Source organism: Streptomyces sp. NPDC003042 (assembly GCF_053591315.1).
Genome location: NZ_JBSFTP010000086.1, coordinates 16319 through 30254, shown reverse-complemented (window position 1 = coordinate 30254; position 13936 = coordinate 16319). Strand labels below are relative to the sequence as shown.

Sequence of the window (13936 nt, the reverse complement as noted above, 5' to 3'; positions counted from 1 at the left end):
GCTTGTCGCAGTGCGCGTCGATGGCGAGGTACTCGGCCTCGCCGAACTCGACGCGGTGGCGGTAGTCGATGTAGGTCATCCGGCCCCAGGGGGTGCCGCGCTCGATGTCCCACTGGTCGCGGGGGGTGCAGATCTCGGGCGTGCGCTTCTGGAACTTGACGGCGTCGCAGCCGGCGTCGGCTGCCGCGTCGATGAGCGCGAGGGCGTTGGCGAGCTCACCGTTGTGGTTGATGCCGATCTCGCCGACGACGTAGACGGGCCGTCCGGGGCCGGCGGTACGCGAACCGAAGGCACGCAGGCGGGAGTTGGCGGTGGTGGTCATGGCAGGCGGTGTCCTTCGGTCGGTGCGCGGGAACGCGGATGCGGGCGGTACGTCGAACAGCGGCGCGAGGAGGCGGGCGCGGGCGAGGTCGTGCGGATCGTCGATCTCCAGGACCCGCGCCGGGTCGCTGGGGACGGGCAGGACCCGCCCGAAGAACCGGTGCCGGGCGGTGCGGAAGGCGGGCGCGGCCATGGCGTAGGCGGCGCCGGTCTCCAGCAGCTCCTCCGGCCGGTCCTGGCGGCGCGGGCGGTACGCCGGGTCGTGGTTGACCCCGATCCCCGTCCTCGTTCCGCCGCCGGCGGCCTGCGCCGTACGCCAGAGGAAGCCGTGGAAGGGGGCGGCGGTCAGGGCGCAGTCGGCCGCGCCGCACGCGACGGCGGCGGCGACCGACTCGATGTCGCCGGGGGTCAGGAAGGGGCTGGTGCACTGGACCAGCAGGACCACGTCCACGGTGAGGGAGTGCAGCTCCTCGAAGGCGTCCAGGGCGTGCAGGACGGCGGCTTCGCTGCTCGCGGTGTCCCCGGAGAGCGCGGCGGGGCGGCGGATCACCCCGGCCCCGGCGGCACGGGCGGCGGCGGCGACCGTGTCGGAGTCGGTGGAGACGACCACGTCGGTGACGGTGGGCGCGGCCCGGCAGGCCCGGACGGCGCGGGCGACGAGCGGGACCCCGCCCACCGGGGCGGTGTTCTTCCCGGGCACCCCCTTGGACCCGCCCCGGGCCGGGATGACCGCGAGGACCCTCACAGCTCGCCCAGCCTGCGGATCACCGGGGCCACGCGCTGGACCCCGTGCCGGTACGCCCCCCGGGCGGCCTCGCGCAGGTGGGCGCGCAGCCGGCGGCGCAGCCGGGACTCGGGGACCGTACGGCGCGCCCCGGGGAGCGGGGTCCCGTCCGGGGCGAGGTGGTGGCGGGCCAGGATGCCGGGGAGGTACCCCGGGGCGGTGGTGAGCGTGTAGTACGGCGAGGGGGCGGGCAGCAGGGGCCGCGCCACGAGTTCGGCGACGCGGTCCCGCGCGGCGGCGTAGGCGTCCCCCGCCGGGTCCGCGGCCGGCTCGGCCGGAGCGCCCGGTACGCCGTGCGCCGCCAGCCACCCCGGGTCCCCCCGCGGCAGCAGCCCCGCGTCGAGCTGGTCCCACGACGCCAGGCAGCCGGAGCCGAGGAAGTGGTGGTTGCCGAGTGCCTCGCGGATGCCGAGGTCGGTCAGGACGGCGGTCGGGATGCCCCGGTGCAGGGACTCCAGGGCGGCGGTGGAGGACACGGTGACCAGCAGGTCGGTGGTGTCCAGGACCTCGCCCATGTTCCCGTACGCGAGGCGGCAGTTGGGCGGCAGGCCGCCGGGGATCCGTTCGGCGAGGCGCTGGTAGGGGTGCTCCTCCAGGTGCGTGGTGTGCTCGCCCGGGCGGCTGCGCAGCTTGATCAGCACCTCCCGCTCCGGGTGCAGTCGCGCGTGCCCGGCGGCCCGCTCCAGGAGGTGGGCGCGGTCGGCCCGGCTCTCGGGTACGGAGGGCTGCACGGCGAAGACGACGGTGGGGGCGCTGCTTCCGGCGGGCTCGTACGCCGCTCCGTCGAGGAAGGGCAGGGCGGTCTCGGTGACGGCGTCCGGATCGGCGCCCACGCCTTCGTACACGGCGCGGAACCGTCCGGCGTCGTGGCGGGAGTTGGCGAGGACGAGGTCGGCCCCGTGCCGCAGCAGCAGTCCGTCGGCGAGTTTCTCGTAGACGACCCCGACGTAGCCGGTGACGAACACGGGCCGGGCGGCGGGGGTCGGCCACAGGGCGCGGGCCCCGTGCAGGACGGCCTGGACGGCGCCGCCGACGAGGGCGAGCACGACCACGTCGTAGCGTCCGCGCTCCAGCTCCGCGAGGAACTCCGCGCAGGTCACCTCCGCCGGTCGGCCGTCGGGGCGGACGCCCACCTCGCCGAGCTGGCGGGCGGTGGGGGTGGCCCGGCCGCGCAGCAGGAACGCGGACAGGTGCGGGTCGGGCGCGAGGCGGCGGGCGGTGAGGGCACCCCATTTCCACCGTGTATCGGAATCGGCGAGTACGGCGACGCTGAGTGGCACTGGCACCCGGCAGAAGCTATTCCGCATTTCCGGTGATCGGCCCAACGAGCGCGCAACGGCGGGTTAACAACCCGTCGACGGAATGCGAATGAGTACGGGTTAACACTGCCGCCCCGCGTCGTTCACATGGAATCCGCATGCGGGCCATGATGAATGAGGACCCGCGTCCTATTGTCTCGTGAGTGGTCAAGCTCTCTGTTGTCGTGCCGTTCTACAACGTGCGGACATACGCACCCGATGCCCTGAAGAGTCTCGAACTCAACGCCCGCGAGGATTTCGAGTTCCTGCTCGTCGACGACCGCTCCACGGACGGGACGCCCGAGCTGCTGGAGCGCGCGGCCGCCGAGCTGCCCGGGGCGGTGTACCTGAGACGGGACCGCAACGGCGGGCTGGCCACCGCCCGCAACACCGGCCTGGACGCGGCGCGCGGGGAGTACCTCGCCTTCCTGGACGGCGACGACTGGCTGGCGCCGGGTCACCTGGCCCGTACGCTGGCCGCCGCCGAGGCCCTGGGCTGCGATTTCGTCCGGACCGACCATGTGCAGGTCACGGGGCGGACGCGCAGCGTGCAGCGGGTCCCGTACGGGCCCTGTGGGGTGGTGGGCGATCCGCGCGCCGGGATCCTGCCGGCCTCGCGGGCCACGGCGGTGGACTATCCGTACGCCTGGGCCGGGATGTACCACCGGCGGCTGCTGGAGCGGGGGCTGCTGCACTTCACCGACGGGCTGCGGACGGCGGAGGACCGGCCGTGGATCTGGCGGCTGCACCGGGAGGCGGAGTCCTTCGCGGCGGTCGAAATGCCGGGAATCTTCTACCGTCGCGGGATTTCCACGTCCTTGACGCAGATCGGGGACGAGCGGCAGCTCGATTTCATCCGCGCTTTTGATCAAGTCCTGTCGGACACGGCGGCCGACCCGGAATCCGAACTCCTGCTCCCCAAAGCCGTCCGAACATATTGTGCAATTATCGCGCACCATATCGGCTCCATCGAAAGGTTCGAACCGGCCGTGGCCAGAAAACTCCGCGCGATGAGCGCCGCCGCGCTCGGACGCATGCCCCGGGCACTGCTGGACGAGACCCTGCAGACGATGGACGCCGAACGCTCCGCCCTCCTGCGCCGCCTGCGCCGCCGCACCCCGGCCGGAGCGTCCGCGTGAACCAGCCCCAGGCCCCCACCTCCCGCGTCACCCAGATCTTCCTCGCCTCCACGCTCTACGGGACGGCCACCCTCGCCGCCGCCCTCGACTCGGGCGGCCTCCCCCCGGCCGGCCGCCGGATCCTGCTGACCAGCAACCACTCCCTCACTCCGGAGATCACCCCGGGACTCGCCGACCTTCCGGGCTTCGCCGCGCTGAGCACCCGCTTCGACGAGGTGCTCGACTGGAACGCGGTCATCGCCCCGCAGCACCCGAGCGTCTGGGCCCCGCGCCCCGAGGACGTCCCCCTGTGGGAACGGCAGTTGCGCACCCTGTGGGGTCTCGGGGAGGACCGGGTCGAACTGGTCGTCGAGTCGCTCCAGGTGCCGCCCGCGCAGAGCCTGTGCCGGCTGTTCCCGGGCGCGGCGGTCGACGTCTACGCCGACGGGCTGATGTCGTACGGACCCACCCGCTTCCGGCTCGACCCGCAGATCGGCATGCGGGTGCGGCGGGTCCTCCACCCGGACCTGGTACCGGGACTGGAGCCGCTGCTGCTGACGGAGTTCGGCGTGCGGGCGGAGCTGATCCCGTCGGCGGCCGTCCTCAAGGTGTTCGCCGAACTGGCGGACCCGGCCGAACTGGCGGACCCGGCCGAACCCCCGCACCCGGTCGAACTCGCGCAGCCGGCCGCCGGGCCCCCCGCCCTCCTCCTCGGCCAGTACCTCTCCGCCCTGGACCTGATGACCCCGGCCCAGGAGGAGGAGTTGCACGTGGAGATGGTCCGCGGCGCCTTCGCCCTGGGCCACCGCGAGCTGGTCTTCAAACCGCACCCCAGCGCACCGGCCGCGTACTGGCGCCGGGCGCAGGGCGAGGCCGGGCGGCTCGGGGCGCGACTGACGGTGCTGAGCACACCGGTGCCCGCCGAGACCCTCTACGAGCGGCTGCGCCCGGCGCTGGTCGTGGGCTGCTTCTCCACCGGGCTGCTCACCGCCCGGGCGCTGTACGGGATCCCGGTCGCGCGCACCGGCACGGGGGACGTACTGGCCCGCCTGGCCCCGTACCAGAACAGCAACCGCATCCCGCTGGCGCTGGTGGACGCGCTGGTCCCGGACCTGGCGGATCCGCGGGCCCACGAAGCCCCCGCCGACCTGGCCGGCCTCGTCACGGCGGTGGGCTTCACGATGCAGCCCCGCATCCTCGCGGACCGCCGCCCGGAGGCCGAGCGCTACCTGGCCCGGGACCTGACCCCGTACACCTGGCGGTACTTCACGCGCCGCCGCCTGACCACGCTGGGCCTGCCGGGCGGGATCCCCGCCCAGTTGTCGTTCCTCCCGCGCAGCCGCGCCGTGCGCCGGGTGGTGCACCGGGTGCGGCGCCACCTCGGCCGTTCCGGCCGCCTCAGCTGACGGCGAGCTTGGCGGCGAACCCCAGGAACAGCACGCTCGCCGCCGAGGTCGCCCCGGCCGACAGCGCCTTGCGGCGGCGGAAGGCGGCGGACAGCCGGGTGCCGGTGAAGATCAGCGTCGAGAGGTAGAGGAAGCTCACCAGCTGCGACACGGCCCCCAGCAGCAGGAAGGAGAGCGCGGGGTAGGCGTAGCCCGGATCCACGAACTGCACGAAGAACGACAGCAGGAACAGGATCGCCTTGGGGTTGACCAGGCTGACGACCAGGGCCCGCCGGTACGGCCGCACGGCAGCGGCCCCGGCGGGCTCCTCGCCGGTCAGCAACTCCTCCTGCCGAACCTTGCGATCGCGCCACATCCCCCACGCGGTCCGCATCATGCCCACGGCCAGCCAGGCCAGGTATCCGGCGCCGAGGAGCTTGACCACCGTGAAGAGCAGCGGGGTGGCCTGGAGCAGGGCGCCCGCACCGGCGGCGGCCAGCACCATCAGCACCGTGTCGCCGGTGAACACCCCGCAGGCGGCCTTGTAGCCCTCCCGCACCCCGCTGCGCGCGGCGACGGAGAGCACGTAGAGCGAGTTGGGACCCGGCAGCAGCACGATCAGCACCAGGCCGGCGAGATAAGTAGGAAGATCTGTCACACCCAGCATGGGCAGGAGTGTCGCACAGCATTGCACCTGTCACGCCACTCAATACCTGTGGCTGGAATCCGCCGGAACGTGACTCCCCCACACTTCCCGCAGTGCCCCGCACACCTCCCCCACCGTGGCCCTGGCCCGCAGCGCCTCCTTCATCGGGTAGAGCACGTTGCGCCGCGTCCCGGCCGCCGCCTCCCGCAGGGAGGCCAGTGCCCCGGCGACCGCGTCACCGTCCCGCTCCGCCCGCAGCCGCGCCAGTGCCGCGCACTGGCGGGCCTCGATCGCCGGGTCGACCCGCAGCGGCTCGTACCGCTCCTCCCGCGCCAGCGCGAAGCGGTTCACCCCGACCACCACCCGCTCCCCGGTCTCCTGCTCGCGCGCGATCCGGTAGGCGTTCCGCTCGATCTCCCCCTTCTGGAATCCGGCCTCGATCGCGGCCACCGCCCCGCCCAGCTCCTCGACGCGCCCCATCAGGGCGAGCGCCTCCGCCTCCACGTCGTCCGTCATCCGCTCGACCGCGTACGACCCGGCGAAGGGGTCCGCCGTGTGGGGCACGTCCGTCTCGTACGCCAGCACCTGCTGGGTACGCAGGGCGAGGCGGGCCGCCTTCTCCGTCGGCAGGGCGATCGCCTCGTCGAAGGAGTTGGTGTGCAGCGACTGCGTACCGCCCAGTACGGCGGCCAGCGCCTGCACGGCGACCCGTACGAGGTTCAGCTCCGGCTGCTGCGCCGTCAGCTGGACCCCTGCCGTCTGGGTGTGGAAGCGCAGCATCAGCGACTTCGGGTCCCGCGCCCCGAACTCCTCGCGCATCACGCGGGCCCAGATCCGCCGCGCCGCCCGGAACTTCGCCACCTCCTCCAGCAGCGTGGTCCGGGCGACGAAGAAGAACGACAGCCGGGGCCCGAACTCGTCGACCGCCATCCCGGCGTCCAGGGCGGTACGTACGTACGCGATCGCGTCGGCGAGGGTGAAGGCGATCTCCTGCACGGGCGAGGCCCCGGCCTCGGCCATGTGGTAGCCGGAGATGGAGATGGTGTTCCACTTCGGGATCTCGGCGCGGCAGTAGCGGAAGGTATCCGCCGTCAGCCGCAGGGAGGGGCCGGGCGGGAAGATGTACGTCCCGCGCGCGATGTACTCCTTCAGGATGTCGTTCTGGACGGTGCCCGTCAGCTGCCCTCCGTCGATGCCCTGTTCCTCGGCGACGAGCTGGTACATGAGCAGCAGCAGGGCCGCCGGCGCGTTGATGGTCATCGAGGTGGAGACGCGGTCGAGCGGGATACCGCCGAACAGCACCCGCATGTCGTCGACCGAGTCGACCGCGACGCCGACCTTGCCCACCTCGCCCCGCGCGAGCGGTGCGTCGGAGTCGTGCCCCATCTGGGTCGGCAGGTCGAAGGCCACCGACAGCCCGGTGCCGCCGCCCTCGATCAGCTGCCGGTAGCGGGCGTTGGACTCGGCGGCCGCGCCGAAACCGGCGTACTGCCGCATCGTCCACGGCCGGCCACCGGTGTACATCGTCGGATAGATCCCCCGCGTGAACGGGAACTCCCCGGGCCTGCCGAGGCTGACCGCCGGGTCCCAGTCCGTCAGGGCCTCGGGTCCGTAGACCGGTTCGATCGGGATGCCGCTCTCGGTGCGTGCCGTGGGACGGACCATGAACCTGCCTCATCTCGCCGTGCCCCGGGCCGGGGCCGAAGAACCGATGCCGCGCCGCGCGCCCGGGACTGATACAACCGTCCCGCGACGGCCGCTGGTCACAAGGGCGCAACATCTGGAGAACGTCTGCAACTGTCCACGCCCGCGAAGCATCACCTAGATACACGACGTTGAATTCGGGGGACACCGCGATGCAGCACCGCCAGAGAGTCATCATCCGTACGCTCGGCCTGGCCACGGCCGTGGCGCTCGCCGCGACCGCCTGTGGTCCGCAGAAGCCCGCTTCCGCTCCCCCGGCTCCGTCCTCGGCCGCCAGTTCGCCCGCGGCTTCCCCGTCCGCGGCGCAGGACGACAAGCCCGGCGAGTCCTCGCCCGCCCCGTCACCCTCGGCCCCGCAGTCCTCCTCCGACGCGCCCGCGCGCTCGGCCTCTCCGACCGCCAAGCCGCTCATGGCGAACGGCGACGAGAGCGAGCAGATCCGCGAACTCCAGGCGCGGCTGCGCCAGCTCAAGCTGATTTCGGTGGCGCCCACCGGCTTCTACGGGTCGAAGACGACGTCGGCGGTCAAGACGTTCCAGGCGAACAACGGCCTTCACCCGAACGGCTCCGTCGACGAGGCCACCTGGCAGAAGATCCAGAGCCTCAGCAAGCAGCCGACCGAGGAGGAGCTGCGCCCGCCGACCACCAACGAGGTCGACGCGCCGGATCCGCGCTGCATGGAGGGCCGGGTCATGTGCATCAGCAAGGAGAGCCGCACCCTCGCCTGGATGATCGACGGCAAGGTCGTCTCCACGATGGACGTGCGCTTCGGCTCGGAGAACACCCCGACCCGCGAAGGCGTCTTCAACGTGGGCTGGAAGGCGAAGGAATGGACGTCGACGCTCTACCACACGCCCATGCCCTACGCGATGTTCTTCAGCGGCGGCCAGGCCGTGCACTACTCCTCGGACTTCGCGACCCGCGGGTACAGCGGCGCCTCGCACGGCTGCGTGAACGTCCGGGACAAGGGCAAGGTCGCGGCGCTGTTCGACCAGGTGAAGGAGGGCGACAAGGTCGTCGTCTACTGGTGACCGGTGATCCGGCCCGACGACAGAGGACCCCGGCCTTCGGCCGGGGTCCTCTCCGCGTCGCGGGGCGGTCGGGAGGCTCAGTGGCTGGCGAGTTCGCCGGTCAGCTTGCCGTGGAGGTCGGCGCTGGGGTCGTTGAGGCCGATGATCTCGACGCTCTTGCCGCGCTGGGCGTACTTGGTCTCGATCGCGTCGAGGGCGGCGACGGACGAGGCGTCCCATACGTGGGCGGCGGTCAGGTCGATGACCACCTTGTCGGCGCCGGTGGTGTAGTCGAACCGTCCGACGAGGTCGTTGGACGAGGCGAAGAACAGCTCGCCGGTCACGGAGTAGACCACCGTGGTGCCGTCCGGGTCGGTGACCGCGGTGACATCGGCGAGGTGCGCGACACGCTTGGCGAAGATCACCATGGCGGTGACCGAGCCGACGACCACGCCGATGGCCAGGTTGTCCGTGGCGACGACGCAGATCACCGTGATGACCATGACGGCGATCTCCCCGGCCGGCATCCGCTTCAGCGTCTTCGGCGCGATGGAGTGCCAGTCGAAGGTCGCGAAGGACACCATCACCATCACCGCGACCAGGGCGGCCATGGGGATGTCGGAGACGACCGGCCCGAAGACGATGCACAGCACCATCAGGAACGCGCCGGCCAGGAAGGTGGACAGCCGGGTCCGCGCGCCGGACACCTTCACGTTGATCATCGTCTGGCCGATCATGGCGCAGCCGCCCATGCCGCCGAAGAAGCCGGTGACGATGTTGGCGACGCCCTGGCCGATGGACTCGCGGGTCTTGTTGGAGTGCGTGTCGGTGATGTCGTCGACCAGCTTCGCCGTCATAAGCGACTCCATCAGGCCGACCAGCGCCATGGCGAAGGCGTACGGGGCGATCGTCGTCAGCGTGTCCATCGTGAAGGGCACGTCCGGCAGGCCGGGCACCGGCAGCGAGGACGGCAGCGCCCCCTTGTCACCCACGGTCGGCACCGCGATCGCGGCGGCGACAGTGATCACGGTCAGGATGGCGATCGACACCAGCGGGGCCGGGACCACCGTGGTGACCTTCGGGAAGAACACCATCAGCGCCAGGCCGGCCGCGAGCAGCGGGTACACGGCCCAGGGCACGTCCCACATCTCGGGGATCTGGGCCATGAAGATCAGGATGGCGAGGGAGTTGACGAAGCCGACCATCACCGAGCGGGGGATGAACCGCATCAGCCGGGCCACGCCCAGCGCGCCGAGCGCGACCTGGAAGACACCGGCCAGGATGACGGCGGCGATCAGGTAGCCGAGGCCGTGCTCACGGTTCAGGGGCGCGATCACCAGCGCGACGGCGCCGGTCGCCGCCGAGATCATGGCCCGCCGTCCGCCGACGACCGAGATCACCACGGCCATGGTGAAGGAGGCGAACAGGCCGAGCGCCGGATCGACACCGGCGATGATCGAGAACGAGATCGCCTCGGGAATCAGCGCGAGGGCGACGACGAGGCCGGCCAGTACCTCGGTACGCCACACCTTCGGGTCGTTCAGCCAGTCCGGGCGCAGCCCGCGCAACCGGGCACCGGGGGACGGGGACACGACGGAAGAAGACAAAAGAACGGACACCTGTCGGACTCGGCACACCCCACTCGGCAGACCAGGGGGGGCAGCGTCGGGCCGCCCTCACCAGCGTACGTGAGGGGGCGGCGGCCACCGCCGTGGCGGCGGGACGTTGAGGGCGCGGGCAGGGCCGGGGGAACGTGCCCCGCCCGCGCCGGTTGCGCAGAGCCCAGGGGTACGGGGGGAACCCCGGCTCATGCGCGGCCGATGACCAGTCGGCTCGATACGTACTGCGTCACCGGTTCGAAAAGTGTTACTGCCTGCCGCGCGAACGTGTTCCGCCGGTGTTTCAGCGGGTGCGGAAGCCGAGCGAGCCGCTCGCGTTCTGGGTCGGCGCCCGGGGCGGCTCGACCCCGGCGTCGCCCTCGGCGCCGCTCTTGGGGGCGCCGTCGCGGGTCCCGTCCAGCAGCGTCTCGCAGAAGCGCGGGATCTTCGCGAGCGCGCCGGCGAGCTTGGCCAGGCGTTCGCGGCGTTCGCCGGTGAGCTTGCCCGCGCGGTGCTCCCGGCACAGCTCCGCGGGCTGGGCCTGGTCCACCCGGCCGGGGTCCGGGTCCGTGCCGCTGCTCTCCCCGCCGCCGCCGGTCTTGTCGGTGAACAGGTCCTTGGGGCCGCCCGTGGAGCCGGTGCCCGTGCCGGCGCTCGCGCCGGTGCCCCCGGCGGCCGCTCCCGAGGGGCTGCCGCCGGTGGCCCCGGGGGTCGTACGGGTGTCCGTGCCCGGCGTGCGCGAGGCGCCCGGGCTGCTCGTCGCCTCGTCGCCACCGGGCCGCGGGGTCGGCCGCAGGAGCGGGCTGAGGGTGGGGCCGGCGGTGTCGCCCGCGGGGTCGGGGTCGGAGTCGACGCTGACCGAGACGGCCGGCGCGGGGCCCGCCGTGTGGTGCGCGGCCCCGTCCAGCAGGCCGCTGCCGACGACGGCCGCGATCCCGCCGACCGCGACGCCGGCCAGGGCTGCCGCCAGCCCGAAGCGCAGGGGTGCGCTCCCGCGCCGCTGCGCGGGAATCCGTACGAGGGGTGGCGGAGCCAGGTCGACCAGGGGCAGGTCGATCAGGGGCCGGCCGGACGCGGCGGGTGCGGCGGGCCGCTCGGCGTCGGGCGCCCTGCCCCGCGCCGCGCGGAAGGCGGCCAGGGCGGCGGCCTCGCCCGGCAGTTCCCGTCCGGGGTACGGGTGCACGGTCAGGGAGTCCAAGGCGGCGCGCAGCCGGGCGGCCTCGGCCTCGGCCCGCTCGTCGGCGCCGGATCCGGCCGGGCCGGCCGGTTCTCCGCGCAGCAGTTTTTCCGCCGCGGCTCTGTCCAGCCACCCGTTGTGCTCGTCGGCCATCACATGTCCTTCTGCGTCCGCCAACGTGAATGCGTCACACCGGTTTCTTCCACGAGACCTCCGGCGCGCCCGCGCTGCGCCGGTACGGCGCCGAGATCTCGCTCCCGTGCCGGGTCATCGGCATTATGGCCGACACGCCCGTCCGGTTCCGCTTCGCGTTCGAGTTCGAGGCCGGCCGCCCCGCCGGGCTCGTTCGCCAGCAGCTCGGCCAGCTTCTTCAGCCCCCGGTGCGCGGCCGTGCGGACCGCGCCGGGCCGCTTGCCCAGCGTCTCGGCCGCGCTCTTGGCGTCCAGGCCGACGACGACCCGCAGGACGACGGCCTCGGCCTGGTCCTGGGGGAGCTGGGCTATCAGCGCCATGGTGCGGCCGGTGGACAGGGCCTCCATGGCCGCGCCCGCCGTGTCGGAGTCGGCGGCGTGCCCGGTCAGCTCGGTCTCGTCGCCGCCGATGGCGGGCCGGCGCCCGCGCATGCGGATGTGGTCGAGGGCCCGGTTGCGGGCGATGCGGGCGGCCCAGCCCCGGAAGCGGTCGGCGTCACCGGTGAAGGAGTCGAGGTCGCGGGCGATCTGCAGCCAGGACTCGGAGGTCACGTCTTCCGCGTCGCCGTCCCCGACGAGCGTGCGTACGTATCCGAGCAGGCGTGGGTGCACGGCCCGGTACACAGTCCGGAACGCGATCTCGTCGCCGTCCTGTGCCGCGAGCACCGCGGCGGTCAGCTCCGCGTCGTCCCCCAGCAAAGTCCCCAACCCGTTCACTGTCCTGTACGTCTGGCGCAAATCCGCACGTTACGGCTATCAGGCACCTCCCGTCCACGCGTTGTACAACCAGCAACCAACCCTGCGCGGAGCGAGGTGTGACACAAAACGCACTCAGGGCGCTGACAGGGGTACGGGCTTGTCGCACGAGTCCGTGACGGACGGCGACCGGGGCCTCTCCTGTGGGGGGTGGCGGCCTCGGTCGCCCTCCCCAGTCTCCAGCACCTTTTTCCGGCCGGTCACACCCGCCCGAGTCATCCTTTCGGCTCACTTCCGGGTGAAATCCCCGTATGGGTACGACACACCGCGCCCGGCATGGCTAGCGTGGCGGGACACCCGCGTCACGCCCCGAGGAGACCTCCGCTGTCCAGCCACCTTCCGGCGCAGATTCGCGGCGCCGTCTCCGGCTCCGGGCTGGCGCGATTCAACGGCCTGCCGCCCGAAGTCGCCCGGGCGGCCCTGCTGCACTGCTGCGGCAGCCGGCGCTGGGCCCACCGGCTGGCCTCCCACCGCCCCTACCCGGACACCGCCTCCCTGCTGGCCGCCGCCGACGAGGCCTCGTACGACCTCTCCCAGGGCGACCTGACGGAGGCGCTGGCCCGGGAGTCCTCAGCGCAGCTGGGCCACGGGGCCCCGTACGCCGCGCTCCTCGCCCTCGACGCGGCCCGCGCCGAGTACGAGCGCACCTTCCGGCACGCCTTCGTCATCTGCCTGGACGGGCATCCACCGGACGAGCACGTGGCCCAGCTGCTGGCCGCGATCCGCCGCAGGATGGCCCACGAGGTCGACGAGGAGCGCTCCGTCTCGGCCGACGAACTGCGACTCCTCGCGCGGGGCCGGCTGGCCCGGCTGCTGGACCGGCTGCCCTCGCTCCTGGACGGCGCGGGGGGTCAGGACGGTCAGGACCCGACCGATGGGCTGTCCGAGGCGGATTTCGGGCTGTTCGCCCCTGTGGGATAGTCCGTCCGTGCCTGTTTGATCACACCGATGGCCCCCGCGCGAGGGAACCGACAAAGCGTCGCTACGATGTCCGGGGCCGGAGGACCGTACCCGGCCGGGCCCGACCGACAAAGAAGCCGGCTGGCCCCCGCCCCGCTTCCGGAGGGTTTTCCGTGCCGGCTGGAACGTTGTACCGCGGCCGGGAAGGAATGTGGTCCTGGGTGGCTCATCGAGTCACCGGCGTCCTCATTTTCTTCTTCCTGTTCGTACACGTCCTCGACACCGCTCTCGTCCGCGTCTCCCCCGAGGCGTACGACGATGTCGTGGCTACCTACAAGACGCCGATCGTCGCGCTGCTGGAATACGGCCTCGTCGCCGCAATCCTCTTCCACGCGCTCAACGGTCTGCGTGTGATCGCCGTGGACTTCTGGTCCAAGGGCCCGCGCTACCAGAAGCAGATGCTCTGGTCCGTCATGGGCATCTGGGTCCTGCTGATGATCGGGGCCATCCTGCCCGTACTCGGCCACGCCTACCTTGAACTGTTCGGGAAGTGACACACATGTCTTCTGACACTTCTTCGACCAAGGGCATCGGCGCCGTAGAGGGCGTCTCCCTCTACGACGTCGACAACCCGGCGCCGTACATCGAGGCCCCGCGCAAGCGCACCGGCAAGACGCCGCGCTCGACCCGCGGCAACTTCGAGATGGCCGCCTGGCTCTTCATGCGCCTGTCGGGCATCGTGCTCGTCGTCCTGGTCATCGGCCACCTGCTCATCCAGCTGGTGCTGGACGGCGGCGTCTCCAAGATCGGCTTCGCCTTCGTGGCCGGCCGCTGGGCGTCCCCGTTCTGGCAGGTCTGGGACCTGCTGATGCTGTGGCTGGCCATGCTGCACGGCGCCAACGGTCTGCGTACCGTCATCAACGACTACGCGGAGCGCGCCGACACGCGGCTGTGGCTGAAGGGCCTGCTCTACACCGCCACGGTGTTCACCATCCTTCTGGGCACGCTGGTGATCTTCACCTTCGACCCGAACATCCGCTAGGCACGG

13 protein-coding genes are annotated in these 13936 nt (G+C 72.2%); 6 read left to right on the top strand and 7 right to left on the bottom strand.

Annotated features, from left to right (window positions below):
* A partial coding sequence (locus tag ACWDYJ_RS30615) for a cytidylyltransferase domain-containing protein (protein ID WP_451568843.1) occupies positions 1-1066 on the bottom strand: 1066 nt, incomplete at its 3' end.
* Complete coding sequence (locus ACWDYJ_RS30610; RefSeq protein ID WP_451568842.1) at positions 1063-2412, bottom strand: DUF6716 putative glycosyltransferase; 1350 nt, start codon at positions 2410-2412, stop codon at positions 1063-1065. The genes ACWDYJ_RS30610 and ACWDYJ_RS30615, both read right to left, overlap by 4 nt.
* Before the next feature lie 155 nt (positions 2413-2567).
* On the opposite strand from ACWDYJ_RS30610, the gene ACWDYJ_RS30605 reads away from it, so the two are divergent.
* Positions 2568-3542 carry a glycosyltransferase family 2 protein gene (locus ACWDYJ_RS30605; RefSeq protein WP_451568841.1) on the top strand — a complete coding sequence of 325 codons (975 nt, stop codon included), beginning with the start codon at positions 2568-2570 and terminating at the stop codon, positions 3540-3542.
* Positions 3539-4927 (top strand): polysialyltransferase family glycosyltransferase, encoded by a 1389-nt coding sequence (locus ACWDYJ_RS30600; RefSeq protein ID WP_451568840.1) that lies wholly within the window; start codon positions 3539-3541, stop codon positions 4925-4927. Before ACWDYJ_RS30605 ends, ACWDYJ_RS30600 begins: the two co-directional genes overlap by 4 nt.
* Here the strand turns inward: ACWDYJ_RS30600 and leuE are convergent.
* Together leuE and ACWDYJ_RS30590 are read right to left on the bottom strand one after the other, a co-directional pair.
* A complete protein-coding gene (leuE, locus tag ACWDYJ_RS30595; RefSeq protein ID WP_451568839.1) occupies positions 4920-5573 on the bottom strand; it encodes a leucine efflux protein LeuE in 654 nt (217 codons plus the stop codon). The two genes, ACWDYJ_RS30600 and leuE, sit on opposite strands and share 8 nt — an antisense overlap.
* 39 nt (positions 5574-5612) lie before the next feature.
* A complete protein-coding gene (locus ACWDYJ_RS30590; RefSeq protein ID WP_451568838.1) occupies positions 5613-7217 on the bottom strand; it encodes an acyl-CoA mutase large subunit family protein in 1605 nt (534 codons plus the stop codon).
* Positions 7218-7408: 191 nt separating this feature from the next.
* Here ACWDYJ_RS30590 and ACWDYJ_RS30585 point away from each other — a divergent pair, with 191 nt between their 5' ends.
* A complete protein-coding gene (locus tag ACWDYJ_RS30585) occupies positions 7409-8287 on the top strand; it encodes a L,D-transpeptidase family protein (RefSeq protein WP_451568837.1) in 879 nt (292 codons plus the stop codon).
* Between the two features lie 77 nt (positions 8288-8364).
* Here ACWDYJ_RS30585 and ACWDYJ_RS30580 read toward each other — a convergent pair whose 3' ends face one another.
* The 3 genes from ACWDYJ_RS30580 to ACWDYJ_RS30570 form a co-directional block, all read right to left on the bottom strand.
* Positions 8365-9858: a SulP family inorganic anion transporter gene (locus ACWDYJ_RS30580; protein WP_451568836.1), complete on the bottom strand. Its 1494-nt coding sequence runs from the start codon at positions 9856-9858 to the stop codon at positions 8365-8367.
* A gap of 310 nt (positions 9859-10168) precedes the next feature.
* The gene (locus ACWDYJ_RS30575; protein ID WP_451568835.1) at positions 10169-11194 is read right to left on the bottom strand and encodes a hypothetical protein; all 1026 of its coding nucleotides are present in this window, start codon (positions 11192-11194) and stop codon (positions 10169-10171) included.
* Positions 11194-11931: an RNA polymerase sigma factor gene (locus ACWDYJ_RS30570; RefSeq protein ID WP_451568844.1), complete on the bottom strand. Its 738-nt coding sequence runs from the start codon at positions 11929-11931 to the stop codon at positions 11194-11196. Before ACWDYJ_RS30570 ends, ACWDYJ_RS30575 begins: the two co-directional genes overlap by 1 nt.
* 333 nt (positions 11932-12264) lie before the next feature.
* On the opposite strand from ACWDYJ_RS30570, the gene ACWDYJ_RS30565 reads away from it, so the two are divergent.
* The 3 genes from ACWDYJ_RS30565 (at position 12265) to ACWDYJ_RS30555 (ending at position 13930) form a co-directional block, all read left to right on the top strand.
* Complete coding sequence (locus ACWDYJ_RS30565; RefSeq protein ID WP_451568834.1) at positions 12265-12909, top strand: 2-oxo-4-hydroxy-4-carboxy-5-ureidoimidazoline decarboxylase; 645 nt, start codon at positions 12265-12267, stop codon at positions 12907-12909.
* 152 nt (positions 12910-13061) lie between these two features.
* Positions 13062-13442, top strand: a complete 381-nt coding sequence (gene sdhC / locus ACWDYJ_RS30560) for a succinate dehydrogenase, cytochrome b556 subunit (protein WP_451568833.1) — start codon at positions 13062-13064, stop codon at positions 13440-13442.
* Positions 13443-13447: 5 nt separating this feature from the next.
* The gene (locus ACWDYJ_RS30555; RefSeq protein ID WP_451568832.1) at positions 13448-13930 is read left to right on the top strand and encodes a succinate dehydrogenase hydrophobic membrane anchor subunit; all 483 of its coding nucleotides are present in this window, start codon (positions 13448-13450) and stop codon (positions 13928-13930) included.
* The last annotated feature ends 6 nt before the right edge of the window (positions 13931-13936 follow it).

Coding starts and splice junctions, on each gene's coding strand:
- ACWDYJ_RS30610 (WP_451568842.1), bottom strand. CDS start 2,412: ATGCGGAATAGCTTCTGCCGGGTGCCAGTGCCACTCAGCGTCGCCGTA.
- leuE (WP_451568839.1), bottom strand. CDS start 5,573: ATGCTGGGTGTGACAGATCTTCCTACTTATCTCGCCGGCCTGGTGCTG.
- ACWDYJ_RS30590 (WP_451568838.1), bottom strand. CDS start 7,217: ATGGTCCGTCCCACGGCACGCACCGAGAGCGGCATCCCGATCGAACCG.
- ACWDYJ_RS30585 (WP_451568837.1), top strand. CDS start 7,409: ATGCAGCACCGCCAGAGAGTCATCATCCGTACGCTCGGCCTGGCCACG.
- ACWDYJ_RS30575 (WP_451568835.1), bottom strand. CDS start 11,194: ATGGCCGACGAGCACAACGGGTGGCTGGACAGAGCCGCGGCGGAAAAA.
- ACWDYJ_RS30565 (WP_451568834.1), top strand. CDS start 12,265: ATGGCTAGCGTGGCGGGACACCCGCGTCACGCCCCGAGGAGACCTCCG.
- ACWDYJ_RS30555 (WP_451568832.1), top strand. CDS start 13,448: ATGTCTTCTGACACTTCTTCGACCAAGGGCATCGGCGCCGTAGAGGGC.